The 16780-nt window shown below is 49.7% G+C and carries 16 protein-coding genes; 10 read left to right on the forward strand and 6 right to left on the reverse strand.

Annotated elements, in window-relative coordinates; translation table 11 throughout:
* Window positions 1-17: 17 nt before the first annotated feature.
* On the reverse strand, window positions 18-725 hold the full coding sequence (locus tag BTA51_RS15530) for a class I SAM-dependent methyltransferase (protein WP_094708785.1): 708 nt from the start codon (window positions 723-725) through the stop codon (window positions 18-20).
* A 400-nt stretch (window positions 726-1125) separates the two neighbouring features.
* Here BTA51_RS15530 and BTA51_RS15535 point away from each other — a divergent pair, with 400 nt between their 5' ends.
* The 4 genes from BTA51_RS15535 (at window position 1126) to BTA51_RS15550 (ending at window position 5827) form a co-directional block, all read left to right on the forward strand.
* Window positions 1126-1986, forward strand: a complete 861-nt coding sequence (locus BTA51_RS15535; protein WP_094708787.1) for an alpha/beta hydrolase — start codon at window positions 1126-1128, stop codon at window positions 1984-1986.
* Window positions 1987-2428: 442 nt separating this feature from the next.
* A complete protein-coding gene (locus BTA51_RS15540; RefSeq protein ID WP_094708789.1) occupies window positions 2429-3949 on the forward strand; it encodes a fatty acyl-CoA reductase in 1521 nt (506 codons plus the stop codon).
* A gap of 208 nt (window positions 3950-4157) precedes the next feature.
* Complete coding sequence (locus tag BTA51_RS15545) at window positions 4158-5012, forward strand: FHA domain-containing protein (protein WP_094708791.1); 855 nt, start codon at window positions 4158-4160, stop codon at window positions 5010-5012.
* A 155-nt stretch (window positions 5013-5167) separates the two neighbouring features.
* Window positions 5168-5827 (forward strand): response regulator transcription factor, encoded by a 660-nt coding sequence (locus BTA51_RS15550; RefSeq protein ID WP_246841055.1) that lies wholly within the window; start codon window positions 5168-5170, stop codon window positions 5825-5827.
* Window positions 5828-5968: 141 nt separating this feature from the next.
* On the opposite strand, the gene BTA51_RS15555 is transcribed toward BTA51_RS15550, so the two are convergent.
* Window positions 5969-9475 carry a NahK/ErcS family hybrid sensor histidine kinase/response regulator gene (locus BTA51_RS15555; protein ID WP_094708796.1) on the reverse strand — a complete coding sequence of 1169 codons (3507 nt, stop codon included), beginning with the start codon at window positions 9473-9475 and terminating at the stop codon, window positions 5969-5971.
* Between the two features lie 245 nt (window positions 9476-9720).
* Here BTA51_RS15555 and BTA51_RS15560 point away from each other — a divergent pair, with 245 nt between their 5' ends.
* Both BTA51_RS15560 and BTA51_RS15565 read left to right on the forward strand, forming a co-directional pair.
* Window positions 9721-9984, forward strand: a complete 264-nt coding sequence (locus BTA51_RS15560) for a DUF4212 domain-containing protein (protein WP_094708798.1) — start codon at window positions 9721-9723, stop codon at window positions 9982-9984.
* An 11-nt stretch (window positions 9985-9995) separates the two neighbouring features.
* Window positions 9996-11771 carry a sodium:solute symporter family protein gene (locus BTA51_RS15565; protein ID WP_094708800.1) on the forward strand — a complete coding sequence of 592 codons (1776 nt, stop codon included), beginning with the start codon at window positions 9996-9998 and terminating at the stop codon, window positions 11769-11771.
* 155 nt (window positions 11772-11926) lie between these two features.
* Here the strand turns inward: BTA51_RS15565 and BTA51_RS15570 are convergent, their stop codons facing one another.
* Together BTA51_RS15570 and BTA51_RS15575 are read right to left on the reverse strand one after the other, a co-directional pair.
* Entirely contained in the window at window positions 11927-12310 is a 384-nt protein-coding gene (locus BTA51_RS15570; protein ID WP_168188193.1) for a hypothetical protein, read from the reverse strand.
* A 93-nt stretch (window positions 12311-12403) separates the two neighbouring features.
* Window positions 12404-12685 (reverse strand): pyrimidine/purine nucleoside phosphorylase, encoded by a 282-nt coding sequence (locus BTA51_RS15575; RefSeq protein ID WP_094708804.1) that lies wholly within the window; start codon window positions 12683-12685, stop codon window positions 12404-12406.
* 286 nt (window positions 12686-12971) lie between these two features.
* Between BTA51_RS15575 and BTA51_RS15580 the strand changes: the two genes are divergently transcribed.
* The gene (locus tag BTA51_RS15580; RefSeq protein ID WP_094708806.1) at window positions 12972-13466 is read left to right on the forward strand and encodes a hypothetical protein; all 495 of its coding nucleotides are present in this window, start codon (window positions 12972-12974) and stop codon (window positions 13464-13466) included.
* A gap of 20 nt (window positions 13467-13486) precedes the next feature.
* On the opposite strand, the gene BTA51_RS15585 is transcribed toward BTA51_RS15580, so the two are convergent.
* Together BTA51_RS15585 and BTA51_RS15590 are read right to left on the reverse strand one after the other, a co-directional pair.
* On the reverse strand, window positions 13487-13720 hold the full coding sequence (locus tag BTA51_RS15585; RefSeq protein ID WP_094708808.1) for a hypothetical protein: 234 nt from the start codon (window positions 13718-13720) through the stop codon (window positions 13487-13489).
* Between the two features lie 237 nt (window positions 13721-13957).
* A complete protein-coding gene (locus BTA51_RS15590) occupies window positions 13958-14233 on the reverse strand; it encodes a hypothetical protein (RefSeq protein WP_094708810.1) in 276 nt (91 codons plus the stop codon).
* 252 nt (window positions 14234-14485) lie between these two features.
* Here BTA51_RS15590 and BTA51_RS15595 point away from each other — a divergent pair, with 252 nt between their 5' ends.
* From BTA51_RS15595 to BTA51_RS15605, 3 genes are all read left to right on the forward strand, one after another.
* Window positions 14486-14827 carry a DUF2288 domain-containing protein gene (locus BTA51_RS15595; RefSeq protein ID WP_094708812.1) on the forward strand — a complete coding sequence of 114 codons (342 nt, stop codon included), beginning with the start codon at window positions 14486-14488 and terminating at the stop codon, window positions 14825-14827.
* A gap of 73 nt (window positions 14828-14900) precedes the next feature.
* A complete protein-coding gene (locus BTA51_RS15600) occupies window positions 14901-15608 on the forward strand; it encodes an alanyl-tRNA editing protein (protein WP_094708814.1) in 708 nt (235 codons plus the stop codon).
* The gene (locus BTA51_RS15605) at window positions 15601-16653 is read left to right on the forward strand and encodes a WG repeat-containing protein (RefSeq protein WP_094708816.1); all 1053 of its coding nucleotides are present in this window, start codon (window positions 15601-15603) and stop codon (window positions 16651-16653) included. The genes BTA51_RS15600 and BTA51_RS15605 overlap by 8 nt, the downstream gene beginning before the upstream one ends.
* The last annotated feature ends 127 nt before the right edge of the window (window positions 16654-16780 follow it).

The following is a 16780-nucleotide window of genomic DNA, read 5'->3' on the forward strand; positions in this document are numbered from 1 at the left end:
TATTGTGAGATTCGTATTTACAGTGATTTGTAGCCGAGAATGGACCAGTAACAATTAACGTTAAGCAGTTTGAAGTATTTCCTGTCGCGAATAACCAGCCCTTGCTTTTTCATGTGCTCGGGGTAGTTGTAGATACTGTGCATGGCGTTATTGGCGAACAGCCAGAATAGTGATACGGCAACATACCAATAGGCCTTTTTAAAGGTGCGGGAAAAGATATTGCCGGTAGGGAAGGCGAAATCACCCACAACCACTTTGCCACCTTTCTTGGTCAAGGCAATGAGGTGTTCCAGAACTTTTGCCATCAGGTCTTCATTGAAAACGTTCAGGAAGAAGTTGGCGACGACCATATCGTATTCTTCCAGCTCGTCGAAGGTGAAAATATCCGCATGTACCTGGCGAATAGGGAGGTGGGATTTGTTTTGTTCCAACAAACCTTGTTCAAACTTGCGCAGCATGGTAGCGGAGAGATCAACGACGGTCACTTCAGCGCCAAGCTCGGCGGCATGAATGGCATCTTTACCGTGACCCACGCCGGCAAAAAGGATTTTGTCTCCTGGGCGTACCTGGTCGGAATTAAGCATGCCGATTTTGCACTGATGAATCGACTTACCGCTGTAAAGTGCACTGAGAAAGTCATACAGGGGGCCGATCAGTCGATATTTATCTTTTGTGACACCACTGTCTTTGCCGGATTCTTTCATGCTTACGACTTCTGTTGTCATGATCTCTTGCCTGCTTTTTGTTTTAGTGAGTCTTGTTTTTGTTTTTCATGTTGGACTGAATGGTAGTTTACTGACTGTTACAAGACTGTGCGTCATGCCGCACTTTTTGGTTGCAGAAGTTAACGAAAGCGCATAAAAACCCAATGAAATTCATTAATTTGTATTAGATTGTCAGACAATCAAATGGTCGGTTGTGGGGTGTGTCACAATTTAATTTTGTCTGCCTCTTTTGATTGAAATCACTTACGCGTACACTTTCGTTTCCCTGGAGTTGTGAATGCTTTATTTGACCTTTAGCGTTAAATGAATCATTGGCAGGCTCTGGAATTTTGAGTAGTAAAAAGGGACTTTTCAGGGGATTTCCAGACTCCAGACACTCAATCAGGAATACGATTCAAACATGCCCAGACAGGAATCCATCCAGTTCAGGTCTCTTGGTGCCACCATAGTTGGCCGTATGTTTTTCCCCCGCCAGGAACATCCTTCTCCTGTTGTCATCATTTGTCATGGCGCTTTCGACTATAAGGAACACTTCTTTGAGCTGGCAGAAGATCTGGCCAAAGAGGGCATTGCCAGCCTGGTGTTGGATATGCACGGCCATGGGGAGTCCGGTGGTCAGCGTTATCACGTCAAAATGGACGAATGGCTGGAAGACCTTCGTTGTGCACTAAAATATCTACGTCAGCGCACCGATGTGGTGCACGAAGCCGTCGGTGCATTTGGTTTTTCTTCCGGAGGAACCGCCGTTTTGGAAGCGGCCGCTGAGGGGCTTCCGTTAAAAGCGCTGGTGACTCTGGATGCCACTGTGAGGAGTGTGCTCAAGTGGTATGAGTCCCCCTTCTTTAGAGTTGCCAGCCTGCTGGGCAGATGCAAAGTCATGCTTGGGCTCAAGGAAGTGCGGTTACCGTTAGCTTTCGCCTTGAGTCAGGTGAGGGCAGCAGTAGACGACAACATTAACCGAGCCGTCATACAAGACCCTTATATTATAGAGGCTTATTCGCGCCTGCCGCTTCCTGGCTCATTGGAATGCTTTGAAGTGGACACCCTGAAACGGGTTGGCAGGGTTACCTGTCCCGTGTGTGTTATTCATGGTGCTCGCGACGAAGTCGACCCACCTGCGTCAGCTGAAATGCTGTTTCACCGGCTACGCGGCGATAAGGCGCTTCATATTCTTCCTGAAAATGGCCATATGGGGCATATGGATACCCAGAAAAGGGAAGTTCTGCAGCTGACTTGCCAGTGGTTTAAAAACAGATTGTAAGACAATCGAGGAGGCTTTTGGAAAGCTGGTCAGATTTTTGCTGTGAGATTTATCACGGGGAGCGGATCAGATTTGGCAAAGGGCGGTTATTGCGAATCAGTTCACGTTCTACTCTGTAACCAAATGTAAATATTTTTATCAAGAAGGGGTCAACTTTGAGCAGTAGAGTCCCGAAGCGAGATGATATTTCTAAATGGTTTTATGGAATCTGACTGACAGTCACCTGATTTGGCGTCGGGGTCACCGGCGAGTGAATTGAAGCGGAGTCCTGTTTGTAACGACAAGGCGAAAACGATAGCTGGCTCGAATCAAAAACCAGCTCGGAATAAACGCCAGCTCGGAATAAAGGCCGCTCGAAATAAAGGATAGCAGTAAGGATAGAGAACAGGTCACTTAGAAATATCAGCTTTACAACATTAATGGAAAACAGGAGCAAGTGGATATGAATGAATCCAAAACTCTCTCCGCACTGGCGGGAAAAAACGTGCTCATCACGGGGACCACAGGGTTTGTGGGCAAGGTTGTACTCGAAAAGCTGCTTCGCAGTGTACCTACTATCGGCAAAGTCTATCTGTTAGTTCGTGGCAACCGCAGTTATCCCACGGCAGAGAAACGGTTTGCCAACGAGATTGCCCAGTCTTCCATATTCGAAACCCTGAAAGGTGAGGATGCAAAACAATTCCAGAAATTGTGTGATGAGCATCTGAGGTTTGTCAGTGGTGAGATGACCGAGAAGAACTTTGGTCTGTCCGATGATGAATTTCAGGAGTTGGCGGGCAATATCGATCTCATTATCAATTCTGCAGCCAGTGTCAACTTTCGAGAAGCCCTCGACCAGGCATTGAAGATCAATACTCTTTGCCTGCACAACATGATTGCTCTGTCACAGGCTGGAGGAGACCTGCCGATCGTTCAAGTATCCACCTGCTATGTAAACGGCCATAACAAGGGCGTCATGGAGGAGGATAACGTTGCACCTGCAGGGCACCCGATTGAGCGATCTGAGTTCGGTTATTATGAAGTCGAACCGCTGATTGAACTCCTGCAATCCAGAATTCAGGATGTGTCTGCAGCGGCTAAAGATGACGACCAGCGTGAAAAGGATCTGGTTGATCTGGGGATTGCAGAATCCAATCGCTACGGCTGGAATGACACCTACACCTTTACCAAGTGGATGGGTGAGCAGCTTTTGATGAAAGCCATGTACGGTAAAACCCTGACCATTCTGCGTCCTGCCATCGTGGAAAGTACACTGGAAGGTCCGGTCCCTGGCTGGATTGAAGGTGTCAAAGTGGCAGACGCCATCATCCTGGCCTATGCCCGTGAAAAAGTGAATTTCTTTCCGGGCAAAAAAGACGGGATCATCGATATTATCCCGGCGGATCTGGTCTCCAACAGTATTATCCTGTCAGCGGCTGAAGCTATGGCGGATTCTGGCCAGCAGCGTATTTATCAGTGTTGCAGCAGTGAGGCTAACCCCATCCGGATCAAGGATGTCATTGCTCATGTGCAGGCTGAAGCTGAAGAGCATCATGAGGTTCATGACCGTCTTTTCTATCGTAAGCCGCAGAAGTCCTTCATGTTGATTCCCAGCCCGGTTTTCAATGCAGTAATGACCGTCGGATATAACGCCATCAAGCTGGGCTTCAAATTACTGGAAGCGCTAGGCCGTGAGCCCAGTTCCAGAATGCTCTCCAATCTGGAGGCGACCCGTAAGTTGTCGATCGTATTCTCTTTCTACACTTCACCATCCTATACGTTCAGCAATTCCAAGCTTAAGGCCCTGGCGGAAAGAATGGGGGAATATGACAGGAAAGAGTTCCCGGTCGATTCTTCCAACTATGACTGGGGGATGTATCTTCGCAAGGTTCACGTTCCCGGCCTGAACCGATACGCACTCAGACCGCGTCGTGTTTACAAGCTGAAGAAGACGACTCTGGAGCAACAGAGCCAGGCAGCCTGATTCTGCGCTTAATCTGGACTTTATCTGGAATAGGCCAGGACCTGGAGCGAAGAGCCTCGAATAACAGGGGAGACGAGAGTCTCCCTACGATGAAGTCTTTGCAGTCTGGTAGCCGTTTTCAATCGACTGAAATTTCCCCCTGTGCAAACCTTGGGAATTAAGGCTATTCCAGCTAAGCTATGGAAAAAGCTTTGAGGATCTGCCTGAAATGTTGGCTAAATTCCATCTTAAGAGAGTTCATGATGGAAAGGATTTCCCCGTAACCCGTCCCTCTACACTGGTTGGTCGAAGTTCGACCTGTGACATATCCCTGGAACAGGGCGTTCCTTCGAGGGAACATGCCAGACTGGTCTGGCGCAAGGATGGGTTGTTTGTCGAGGACCTGCATTCCACTAATGGGACAACAGTCAATAACCGGCGAATATCGGAAGCGACCCGGTTGAATCCGGGGGATGTGGTGAAGTTCAGTAGTGAAGAGTTTTTGATCACCTGTGAAGACGAAGCGGATCACACCATTGTATCCAGTCACCTGGGAGTCGGTTCCGCAGAGGCTGAATCCCTGGTGGTCAGTGAAGAGGATGAAGAAGATCCGGATGCCACTCGGGTGCAACAAAGCTATCCTTTGCCTCCCGGATGGTCTCCCCTTGATCGTGACCGACTGGCTGAATTTCGTAAGGATGAATCAACCCATAGTCGTGCCAGTGTAGACAAGCTGGTAACTCAGGCCTTGTCCGGCAGTAATGAGATCTACAGTGCGGCATTGGTTTTTTTCAAGAATAAAACGGAATTTCAAGTGGTGGGATTATCACTGGAAACGCCAAAGCCTCTCTGGGTCATCGGTCGTGGTGGAGAAGCCGACGTGATTATCGGTGATCCGAGTGTTTCTGATAAACATGCTGAATTATCTTATGCCGGTGGGCAATGGACCTTAAAAGACAAAGGCTCCACCAACGGAGTTCATGTTGAAGGTAAAAAGACCGACGACATTGAGCTTGAAGACGGCATGGTGATCTTTTTGGGACGGGTGGAAATGATTTTCTGCCTTTTGGATCCATTAGGATAAACGCCCGGAAATTGGTGTAATTATTAGGTATTGTTGGTGAACGCGCGCTAAAATGCTGGATATAGCGGAAAGTGCAAAGTCCAGCAGGTGAAATATGTGTTAGCCTATGGACATACAATCGAATCGAACTTGATGAGCAGGATAAGTGAGGGCTCATGCTAATGTCTCAACAGATCATCATCGCTGATGATCACCCCCTTTTCAGAGCCGCATTAAAGCAGGCGGTGACCCAGGCCGTTAAGTCAGTCGAAGTGATTGAAGTGGATACCATCGCCGCATTGCAGAATGCGGTGGAAGCCAACCCGGATGCCGATCTGGTACTGCTCGATCTTAATATGCCGGGCGCCCATGGTTTTTCCGGGCTGGTATTCATGCGCGGACAGTATCCCGGACTACCGGTGGTGATTGTCAGCGGTAGTGAGGATTTGCAAGTCATTCGCCGGGCCATTGACTACGGTGCTTCCGGATTTATCCCTAAATCTGCGGCACTGGACGATATTTCCAAGGCAATCCAGCAAGTGCTTAACGGAGAAGTCTGGTTGCCGGCTGAAGTGGCAGCGAAGATTGACTCGGTCAGGGTTGAGGATACTGACTTCTCAGAGCGTCTGGCCACTCTGACACCGCAGCAATTCCGTGTATTGGGAATGTTGACGGAAGGTTTGCTGAACAAACAGATTGCGTACGAACTGGATGTGTCTGAGGCGACAGTCAAAGCCCATATCACAGCGTTGTTCCGTAAACTCGGAGTGCGCAACCGTACTCAGGCAGTCATCGCCGTTCAGCAGATGGAAGTGGAGCAGGCAGCCCAGAGCTGACAGGAATGCATAGATTCTGTCCTGCTATTGCATGAGCTGCTTCAGGACGGTTTAGGGACTTCGACAGGTTTACTCTGACCTGTCGAAGGATTTCCCGTCACGATTAAAATTTTCTTCCTTTCTTCCTTAAGTGTTTCAGACTTAATTCTTACTCAACTCTTTGTTAATCATGGCCCTCAAAGCAGCAGGTTTTACCGGTTTGTGCAGGATTTGATAGCCGCGTTGTTTGACTTCCATTTTGACTTCATCATTGTTCACCGCGGTAATCAGTATGCCCGGAAGATTACGGGCCAGGCTACGACGCAGCATATCCATGGTATCCAGTCCATTGTCGCCTTCATCCAGTTGATAATCGGCCAGGATAATTTCCGGTGGATTAGCCATGCAGGTTGTCACAGCTTCGTTGGGATTCGATGCGGTGAAGACGGTGCATCCCCATCCCTCAAGCAATGCTCGCATGCCTTCCAATATGACGGGCTCGTTATCGATGCAGAACACCACAGTGCCTTCCAGGCTGCCCAGACTGCGTGAGACTTTTTTGGGCGATGCCAAGCTTTCTACCGGTTTGCTGACAACAGGAAGAGTGACCGAGAACATACTGCCTTTGCCCAGGATGGATTTCACCTCTACCCGGTAATCCAACATGCGACATATGCGGTCAACAATGGCCAGACCCAGGCCAAGCCCGTTTTTCTCCGTATTCTGGTTGAGGCGTTTGAACTCTTCAAAAATGGAGCTCAATTGATCCTCAGGAATACCCGGGCCCGTATCCCAAATTTCAATGCTGATTGCTTTGTCATGGCGCCGGCAACCCAGCAGTATCCGCCCGCTTCGGGTGTAGCGAATGGCGTTGGTCAGGAAGTTTTGGATAACCCGTCTGAGCAACTGATGGTCCGAATTGACAAAGGCATTACAGGGGACAGTGCGGAGTCCAAGACCTTTTTCTGCGGCGATGACGGTAAATTCAGTGTTCAGATGCCCCAGCAGTTCATTGATGTTGAAAACGGAGTAGTGGGGCTCTAGTGCTCCCGCATCCAGTTTGCTGATATCCAGCAGGGTGCTGAGAATTTCCTCGGCAGCATTGAGGGAGTGATCAATATGAGAAACCAGTTCGTTGTATTCGTTCTCATTCTTCACCTTATTGGCCAGCGCAGAGGTAAACAGCCGTGCCGCATTTAAGGGCTGTAGCAGGTCATGACTGGCCGATGCCAGAAAGCGGGTTTTACTCAGGTTGGCGTTTTCGGCCACTGACTTGGCTTTAACCAGTTGTTTGTTAAGTTTGGACAGTTCTTCGGTCCGTTCCTTAACGCGTTGCTCCAGATAGGTATTAGTTTCTTTCAGGGCCAGCTCAGTGCGGCGCATGGCAGAAATATCGGAAAAGGTGGTAACAAATCCGCCGCCTGGCATTGGGCTTCCCTGTATCAGGAGCACGGTGCCATCCGGTCGCATACGTTCGTATTCATGAGCTTCACCAGACTTCATCATTTCCAGACGACGGGAAATGATTTTCTGCGCTCTTCTGGCAGGCACATGGGCCATCAGCAGGTTGTAGCGCATAAGATCGGCGATTGGGCGACCTACCCGGGTGAATCCCTGGGGATAGTTGAACAGCTCCACATAGCGGCTGTTCCAGGCCACCAGGTTGAGGGCATCATCGACAACGGCAACACCCAGGTTCATGTTTTCAATTGCTGACTGGAGCAGTTCCCGGTTGAATTTAATGACCTGCGAAGCTTCATCAACAATACTGACCACATCCTCAATCTGCATGTTCTGACCTTTCAGGGCAGAATTGAGAACCACGCGGGCGGTTGAGGAGCCGATGGCGCTGGCCAGTTGTTTCTCAATGTGCTTGATCAGATCGACAGAGGCTGGTCGATTGGGTGACAGTCGTACCCGGTTACGGCGGGAATAATCCTTCAGCGTTTCCTGGGTTCTTTCCGGGCCAAGAAAACGCTCGGAGAGTGCGCTGATATCTTCAACCGTGGCTTCACTGACCCAGGTGGTGGTACTGGCTTCAGCGCTTTGGGCACTGTCCAGAAACGACGCTACCTGTATTCTCTCAATAACCCTCTGCGTCGTAATGGCTGACACCACTAAGTAAAGCAGAATGTTGAAGCCAAGGCTCCAAATGGTACCGTGGGTGATCAGGTCAAAACCATCAAGCCCAAATAGCGCTGTGGGGCGCAGCCAGGCAATACCGAGCAGGCCCTCACTAATGAGGGTTGAGTCTGCGTTGGTGGCCTGAATAATTGTCGGGACCAATAGGGTGTAAATCCAGATTGCGAATCCGCAGACCAGTCCTGAGATGGCGCCTTGGCGATTGCCATAACGCCATAACACACCGCCTATCAACACCGGAGCGAATTGCGCGACAGCAACGAATGACAGAAGACCAATGGATGCCAGTGAAAAGGAGTCCCCCATCAGCCGGTAGTAGCCATAAGCGGCCAACAGGTTAACCAGGATGGTGACACGGCGGATGGTCAGCAGCCAGAATTGGACGTTTTTCTTGCGAGACAGATCCAGGGCCTGAATGCGCAGCAACAGAGGCACAATAATCTCGTTACAGACCATGGTACTGAGGGTGACGGTGGAGACAATCACCATACTGGTCGCGGCAGATCCTCCGCCGATAAACGCCAGCATTGCCAGCCACTCGTAGTCGGCCACCATGGGAATACTGAGGACAAAAATGTCTGAATCAATCGTGCCGTTGGGATAGATCAGAATTCCGGCGGCAGCGATAGGAATCACAAATACCGTCAGCGCGAGCAGATACACCGGCAACGCCCACCGTGCCGTGTAAATATCCCTGGGTTCATAGTTTTCAACGACGGAAACATGGAACTGTCTTGGCAGGCAGATAATGGCAATCCCGGCCAACAGGGTCTGCACGATAAAGGAACTTGGCGTGATCGCATCGAAGCTGAACACGGCAGCCTGATTCGTTGTGCGTAGCTGACGCGTAATATCCCCCCAGCCATCGAACAGAAATATGGACACCAGAATTCCGACGGCGACGAAGGCCACCAGCTTGACAATCGATTCGAATGCCACAGCCTGGATGAGGCCGCGATGGTGCTCGGTGGCATCGATATGACGGGTCCCGAACAATATGGTGAACAACCCCATTACCAGGGCCACATAAAGGGCTGAGTCCTGTATGTAGGGCGTTTGTTCAATGCTGCGGACCTGGCCGCCTTCGGTCAGTACATTAAATCCCATGGACACTGCTTTCAGCTGCAGAGCGATGTAGGGGACGATACCCACCAGGGCAATCAGAGTGACGATGACCGCCAGGCTTTGGGATTTGCCGTAACGGGATGCAATGAAGTCGGCAATGGAGGTCGTGTTATGTCGTTTACTGATGCGGATGATACGGGCGATTAACGGCGCTCCGAAAATCAGCACGACAATAGGGCCGAGATATATCGGCATGAATCCCAGGCCATTCTGGGCTGAACTGCCGACGGCACCATAGAAAGTCCACGAAGTGCAGTAGACACCCAGCGAAAGGCTGTAAATCGCTCGCCGTCGATTCTGCTGAGCATAGACCCGAGTGTTCTGGTCTCCGAAATAGGCGATGCCAAACAGAATGGCAATGTAAGCGATGGAGACAATAAAAAGTAAAAAGCCGTTAATCATGTAGCACGTTATTCTTTTGAAATGACAACCGGTTATAGCGTCCCACGATCTTCCAAAAAAAGCGAGAGAGGCGGATAGACTTAAGTCTAATTGCTGCGGCTGAAAATGAAATTTTATTCATGTCAAAATCGTATCCTATTGATATGTATAGGTATTATTCCTTATACCAAGGTCTAGATTTGCCAATTTTCAGACGGTGCTATTGTGGATATGCATACAAAAATAACAAAATTGGAGGAGTCGTAATGGCTAGTAATCCATCTCCCAAAGCCGCCTATTGGCGCGATAATCTAAAACTGCTTATAACGCTACTTGTCATCTGGTTTGTTGTCTCATACGGGGCAGGCATTCTCTTCGTTGATCAACTGGACAAAATCAAAATCGGAGGATTTCCCCTCGGGTTCTGGTTTGCTCAGCAGGGTTCTATCTACACCTTTGTAGTCCTGATTTTTGTTTACGTCGTGCGGATGGCCGCACTGGATCGTAAGCATGATGTTCACGAAGACTGAAGGAGCCCCAAATGGATACCCAAACTCTAGTATATCTGTTCGTCGGGGCGACCTTTGCCCTCTATATCGGCATCGCGATATGGTCGCGGGCCGGTTCCACCAGTGAATACTATGTTGCCAGCAAAGGGGTTCACCCTATCGCCAACGGTATGGCCACTGGTGCTGACTGGATGTCAGCCGCATCCTTTATCTCCATGGCGGGGATCATTTCGTTTATCGGTCGCGACGGGGCAGTGTACCTGATGGGATGGACCGGTGGGTATGTGTTGCTGGCCATGTGTCTGGCTCCTTACCTCCGTAAGTTCGGTAAGTTTACAGTGCCGGAATTTGTCGGAGAACGGTATTACTCGCAGACAGCGCGTATGGTCGCTGTTGTCTGTGTCATATTCATCTCCTTTACCTATGTGGCCGGTCAGATGCGCGGTGTAGGAATCGTGTTCTCCCGTTACCTGGAAGTGCCCATTAATACAGGCGTTATCATTGGGATGGCGATTGTATTTATCTACGCGGTATTGGGGGGAATGAAAGGGATCACCTATACCCAGGTGGCGCAATACTGCGTCATGATCCTTGCTTATATGATTCCTGCTATCTTTATTTCCATGCTGGTAACCGGTAACCCGATTCCTCAAATTGGGTTTGGCAGCACAGTCGACGGTACGGACACTTATCTCCTTGATAAGCTGAACCAGATATCGGTGGATCTAGGATTCAATGAATATACGTCGGGATCGAAATCCACGATTGATACCTTTGCCATTACTTTTGCGCTGATGGTGGGAACCGCAGGACTTCCTCACGTTATCGTGCGTTTCTTTACTGTCCCTAAAGTCAGTGATGCGCGTCTGTCAGCGGGTTGGGCATTGTTCTTCATCGCGATCCTGTATACCACTGCTCCGGCTGTGGCCTCCTTTGCCCGTCTGAACCTGGTGAATACCGTGTCTGAAACCCAGTACCAGGAGCTGCCGAGCTGGTTCCAGAACTGGGAAAACGCGGGGTTGTTGGCCTGGCAGGATAAAAACGGTGACGGCAAGATCACCTATACAGCGGGTGCGGCCTTTGCCGGTAAGCCTGACTTTGCAGGCGACACACGTGGTGACTACGGTCAGCGCATGTTGACTAATGCGCCGACAGACAACACCAACGAACTATACGTAGACCGTGACATCATGGTGTTGGCTAATCCGGAAATTGCCCAATTGCCGGGCTGGGTAGTGGCGCTGATCGCAGCCGGTGGTTTGGCGGCGGCATTATCGACAGCGGCAGGGCTGTTGCTGGTTATCTCGACCTCCATATCCCATGATTTGCTGAAGAGTAACATCATGCCGAATATCAGTGAGAAGCACGAATTGCTGGCGGCTCGTATCGCAGCAGCTTGTGCCATTGCCGTGGCAGGATATTTTGGGATTAATCCGCCGGGATTTGTGGCCCAGGTGGTGGCATTTGCCTTCGGCCTGGCCGCGGCGAGCTTCTTCCCTGCCATCATTATGGGAATATTCTATAAGCGGATGAACAAAGAAGGTGCGATTGCTGGAATGCTGACAGGTCTGATATTTACCTTCAGCTATATCGTGTACTTCAAGTTCGTTAATCCTGCCGGTAATACTCCTGATAACTGGTGGTTTGGGATCTCGCCGGAAGGTATCGGTACCCTGGGGATGATTTTCAACTTTGCGGTCTCCACGGTGGTGTCCAAACTGACGGCAGAGCCCCCTGAGCATATCCAGCATCTGGTGGAAGATATCCGGGTTCCTCGTGGTGCTACTGCTCCTGTAGCCGGGCACTAACCTGTAACTGAGTGCTATCAGTCCTTTTTTCATGGTCTGACAAGCCAAGGGACTGACAAACCAAAAGACTGGCAAATAGCAGTCACAAAAAAGCCCCTCAACTGAGGGGCTTTTTATTTTCCGGAACGGTGGCCGGAATAAAGAAAGTGCAGCTGTTATCTTAGCTGGATTTTTCCGCCTGGGCCGCCGGGCATTCCACCCATGCCGCCTTCCTGACCGGGAACTACAATCGAAGAGGCTTGCTGACGGCGATATTCCTTCAGTTCTTCGATCGTTCTTTCCATCGCAACCTTGGCTTCGTCGGCAAATTTGGCACAGGCGTCCGCCAGAGTGTCCACTTCAAGCTCAAAATTCAGGGGTAGAGCACCGGCAGGTGTCATCATCTGAGCTTGTCCGAAGAAAAGTACCTTGCGGTTGCTGTCGGGCTGACCGTCTTTGTTCATTGGCGTCAGGCGACGAATGGTGCCAACTTTTTGATCTGTAAATATTTCCTCCAGATACAGCTCGTCCGGATTCATAGTAACTTCTGGCTCTGTCATAGTCTTTCTCTCTTAGATCTAGATGAGTGGCGTATATTTCCCTTTGCGAATGCTATTCGCCACTTTGGCTCATGTTTGTCAGTTTATTAGGTGTTAAGCGTAAGTACAAAGGTAGGCAGTGTCTACCGTAACTTTGAGCTGAAACTTGCTATTGGCAGGCACTTCGAAATTTTGCCCGGGTGTAAATGACTGCCATTCGTCCTGGCCGGGAAGCAGTACGGTCAGCTCACCACTGACAACGGTCATGGTCTCATGCTGACTGGTGCCGAATTCATAATCCCCGGGAGCCATGACACCGACAGTGGCAGGCAAGGTCGCAGTCTGGAAGGCGATGGATTTTACTTTGCCATCAAAATATTCGTTCACATTGAACATCGGGTCAAAACTCCATTCAGAAATTAAGGGGACGGGAGTATACCATGATCGTAACTGTCTGTGAGGCTGGGTGAAGTTTTGTATAAACGTGTCGGATTCCTCATCCCAATGGAAATTTGATCGCTGCGTCACGTTCCAAGATCGGTTAAAGTAGCGTTATCAACCAACTACGTATGTCCCTGCCAGCCAAGGAAACAGGCTATAAAATGTTAGCTATAATGAGTGAGCAAGACTTCCAAACTGCACGGACAGATGAAACTACACATATATTTGTTCGGAGTCGCATATGTCGGACATCATCCCTTCCAAATTAGTTAAGCTTAAGGTGCTGGCAGAGGTCCCACGCGCGGAATTCTGTGACGCTCCCAAGTGTGATAATCCAGCGGATACAGCATCGCGCCTGTCGTTTATTAAAAAGCTTAGAATGGGGTCCAAGAAACCATCAGCACCTGCACCGGTGTCCAACACCATTGAAAAGAAAACCTTTAATGCGGCGGCGTGGATACGATTTGTCAACGCACCGACACAGCCTATTTCATTCTGGCTGGTATATCGCGATCAGCGGGATGAATTTGCGGTGATGCTGGATGAGGCTAAACTCACGGCGGGCTCATCAACCATGCTGTCTGGTTGCGTCACTATCGAAGCGAAAGGGAACATCGAATACATGAAGGCTTGTTGTGGTGGTGCCCGTGACGGTGAGCTTTTCTCTGTAGAAGAGCTGTATGTCCAGAAAGAACGGACAGAATCAGCAGCGACAGCCCGCAAGCATACTGCTTAAGTCTCTTTTCGGAGTTTCTGCTATTTACCTTCTGCGGCCCGAGGTGTGTGGGGCTGCGTTTCCTTTATCAGAGTCTTGGCTCCCTCCATGGGGGCCATTTCAGGCTTTTTTGCCGTTCCACTGACCTCATCATATGCATTTATCAGGGATCTGGGCATTCTACCCCAGTTCAATCCCGTCAGTCGGTTAAGTGCATCCAGACCTTTATCGGACTTAAATTGCAGAAAATCGATAATCCTTGCACTTCTTTGCATGCCGATATTTCTCCCGTTTTTCTTCACTCAATTGTGGCTTCAGGTGCCTGATGATGGCTGGGTTTGATACCCGGCTCATTCAAATCCATCGTTTATAGATATTCAGCGAGAATACAGCAGATAACGTGCCAATTATGAAAATTTATATATATCATTGACTTATGCGTGGGAGGGGACGACGGGAGGGTTGGCGATGTAAAAAACAGGAAGAAAAGTGACGTAATACGTCAATCGGGCTCATAATTTCTGAAGTTGGTCCATGCCCTCACGGAACGAAAGACGAAGACCGTCCTTTTTCTTCAATTGCCGAAATCTTCGAAGCGCCCAGTAGACCTGGCCGCTATCCCGAAGTTTGCGAACGTCTTCCCAGGTGGTTTTTGAGAGAGGTTTGAGAATTCCCATACGGATCATTCCAAACTCTACGACTTTGTGAAGGCCGAGATAAGTGACCACGACAACGGTGAAGACAATCAGAAGTGGTAATAGAGTGTTGAAAACGCTTGGCTCTTGCATGCAGTATCACAGTTTTGAAATCGAATGAGTTTCCGTACAGGATAGTAAAATTTCACCAGGAATCCGAGGCCAATTTGGATCAGGTCGTCAGACAGATCCTCAGAAAAGCCGTTAAAGATCTCTATCGACCAAGTATCGCCGGGTGGATATCCTCGAAATGATTTCTGATAATGAGTCTTTTGGTCAGGGAAGCGGACTCTGACCCCACGTAAGTAATTTTTTAAACCCTGACATTAAGAGAAATAGATTCCTGTGAGTACTGATAACACCATTGGCAGCGATGATGAGCGCAAGGCCAAGTTGCTGGGAGAAACCTCCCGCATCAATTGGCGAGATCTGGAAATTTTTTATGCCAAAGGGCAGGTTGTGGAGGTTCAGCCGGAACTGGATTTGATTGAAGTGGCTTTGGCTGTCAGCAAGGATGACAGTGCGGCGGTGGGAGATTGGATGAACCAGCAAAAGGTTGGTCAGGTTGATCCGGATAAAGCCCGTAGATGGCACGAGGAAAAGCGTGGAGTCTGGGCTGTGGTTGTCGCGCCCTGGGTGTTGGTGCAGGACAAAGAGAGTTCCTCTTCAATTGATCCTGAATACTGAGAATTGGTCCTGAAAACCGAGAATTGATCCTGGAAACCGGGAATTGGTCCTGAAAACAAAGAAAGGAGAGGATATGACCCTGGAGTTGTTCAGAGAAGACGGTTATCTCCGTGAAGGAGAGGCAACAATTGTGGCTGTGACGGAGCAGGGCGTTGAGCTGGACAGAACCATCTTTTATCCCCTCGGTGGTGGACAGCCAGGGGATACAGGTTATCTGACCGGGCAAAACGGTCAGCAATACCGGGTAGCGGATACCCGTAAAGACCGGGATAGCGGGCAGCATATTCATTTTCTTGAAAGCGTGGATGGTCTCAATAAAGGCGACAGGGTTTCCATGACGCTGGATTGGGACAAGCGCCATGTTCACATGCGAGTACATACCTGTCTGCATTTATTGTGCTCTCTCATTGATGCTCCGGTGACCGGAGGCAACATATCCGGCAATAAGGGGCGACTGGACTTTGATCTGCCGGAAGCCCCTGACAAAGAGAGCCTGACTGAACAGCTGAACCAATTGATTCAGGCGCAGCATCCGGTTTCCATGCGTTGGATTACCGACGAAGAACTGGATGCACAGCCGGAACTGGTACGTACTCTATCTGTGCAGCCTCCCCGGGGAACCGGGCGGGTGCGGTTGATTCATGTGGATGCTGTGGACTTGCAGCCCTGTGGGGGCACACATGTGGCCAATACTGGTGAGATCGGCCATGTGCAGGTCACCAAAATCGAGAATAAAGGAAAGGGAAACCGCCGGATAATTCTGGAGCTTGCCAGTGACTGATAGTTTGTCCAAAGATGGCGTCGATGGCTTTGAAATTATGGGCCAGCAGAGGTGCAATCACTCTCTATTCGATTTTGCCAAGGCTTTCACAGGTTTTTTGATGGTACTGATGGTTTCTGCGTGGGGAGGCGTTGCTGAAGCCGAAGGAGTGGAGCCTTACGTGGTGGATGTGATGAAACTCCAGTGTCTGCCTGAAGGAACGGAAGAGTGTGCCGTGGAGGATACGAGTCCGCCTTATGCCACGCTTTATCGGGCAGGTTCAAAATGTCGCTACACCCGTCCCGACGGCACGGCTGTTGGAAGTCGCTGGTTTGATCGCTGTGAGGCCGAATTTGTCGGTACCCACGCCAAGGTATGTTCAGTGGGACGGGATGATCGACTGGGGTGTGGGCTGATCGACCAGAAAGGGGAAATCGTTGTCCCGCTGGTATATGACGAAATCCGCCATCAGGAAGGATTTACCATCGTTGCCGTAAAGTACCAGGGATTATGGGGTTATTTCAGTATGGACAGGGAACGGCTGTTATTGACGCCGCAATTTACCGAAGCTTCTGACTTCAGCGAAGGATTGGCCTATGTTCTGCTGGATGTTGAAGAACCTGAGGAGCGTTCATGGATTATCAATGACCAGGGTCTGAGATTGGCGATGGTGCCCCGTCAGATTGAAGTAAAAGGACGCTTTGTTAATGGGTTGGCGCCGGCAGTCCTGGACGGGAAGTGGGGTTATGTCAATCAATATGCGGAATGGGCTATTCAACCTCAGTTTTATCAGGTCACGGAATTTTCCGATGGTCTGGCCAGTGTCAAATATCAAAGTCGGCCGGAGCTATGGTCGGTCATCGATACCAGCGGCGCCGGAATCGTTTTTTTTGAGGGTGGGGCACATAGGCTGGGGCAAGTTGTTAACCGTCAGGTGCCATTGTCTGTAGCCTGTGAGAAAGGCTTTTCGTCAAGAGTGTTTAAGGCCTGCCATCACTACTGTATCAATCCAGCGGACAGCGCCTCCAATTTGTCATGCAGAACGGGTGAAGTACCTGAACAATAAGTGAGCAAATCTCTCAGATTCGTAGGATATGTCTTACAGGTAATCCAGAGAAGTAGCCTTTCCCCGGATACTGGAGATCACTAATATATCTAACCGTAAGGACAGCGAAATGACGTAAGGATACGAT

Origin of the sequence: Hahella sp. CCB-MM4, from assembly GCF_002260525.1 — a bacterium.
In the GTDB taxonomy this organism is placed as follows: domain Bacteria; phylum Pseudomonadota; class Gammaproteobacteria; order Pseudomonadales; family Oleiphilaceae; genus Hahella.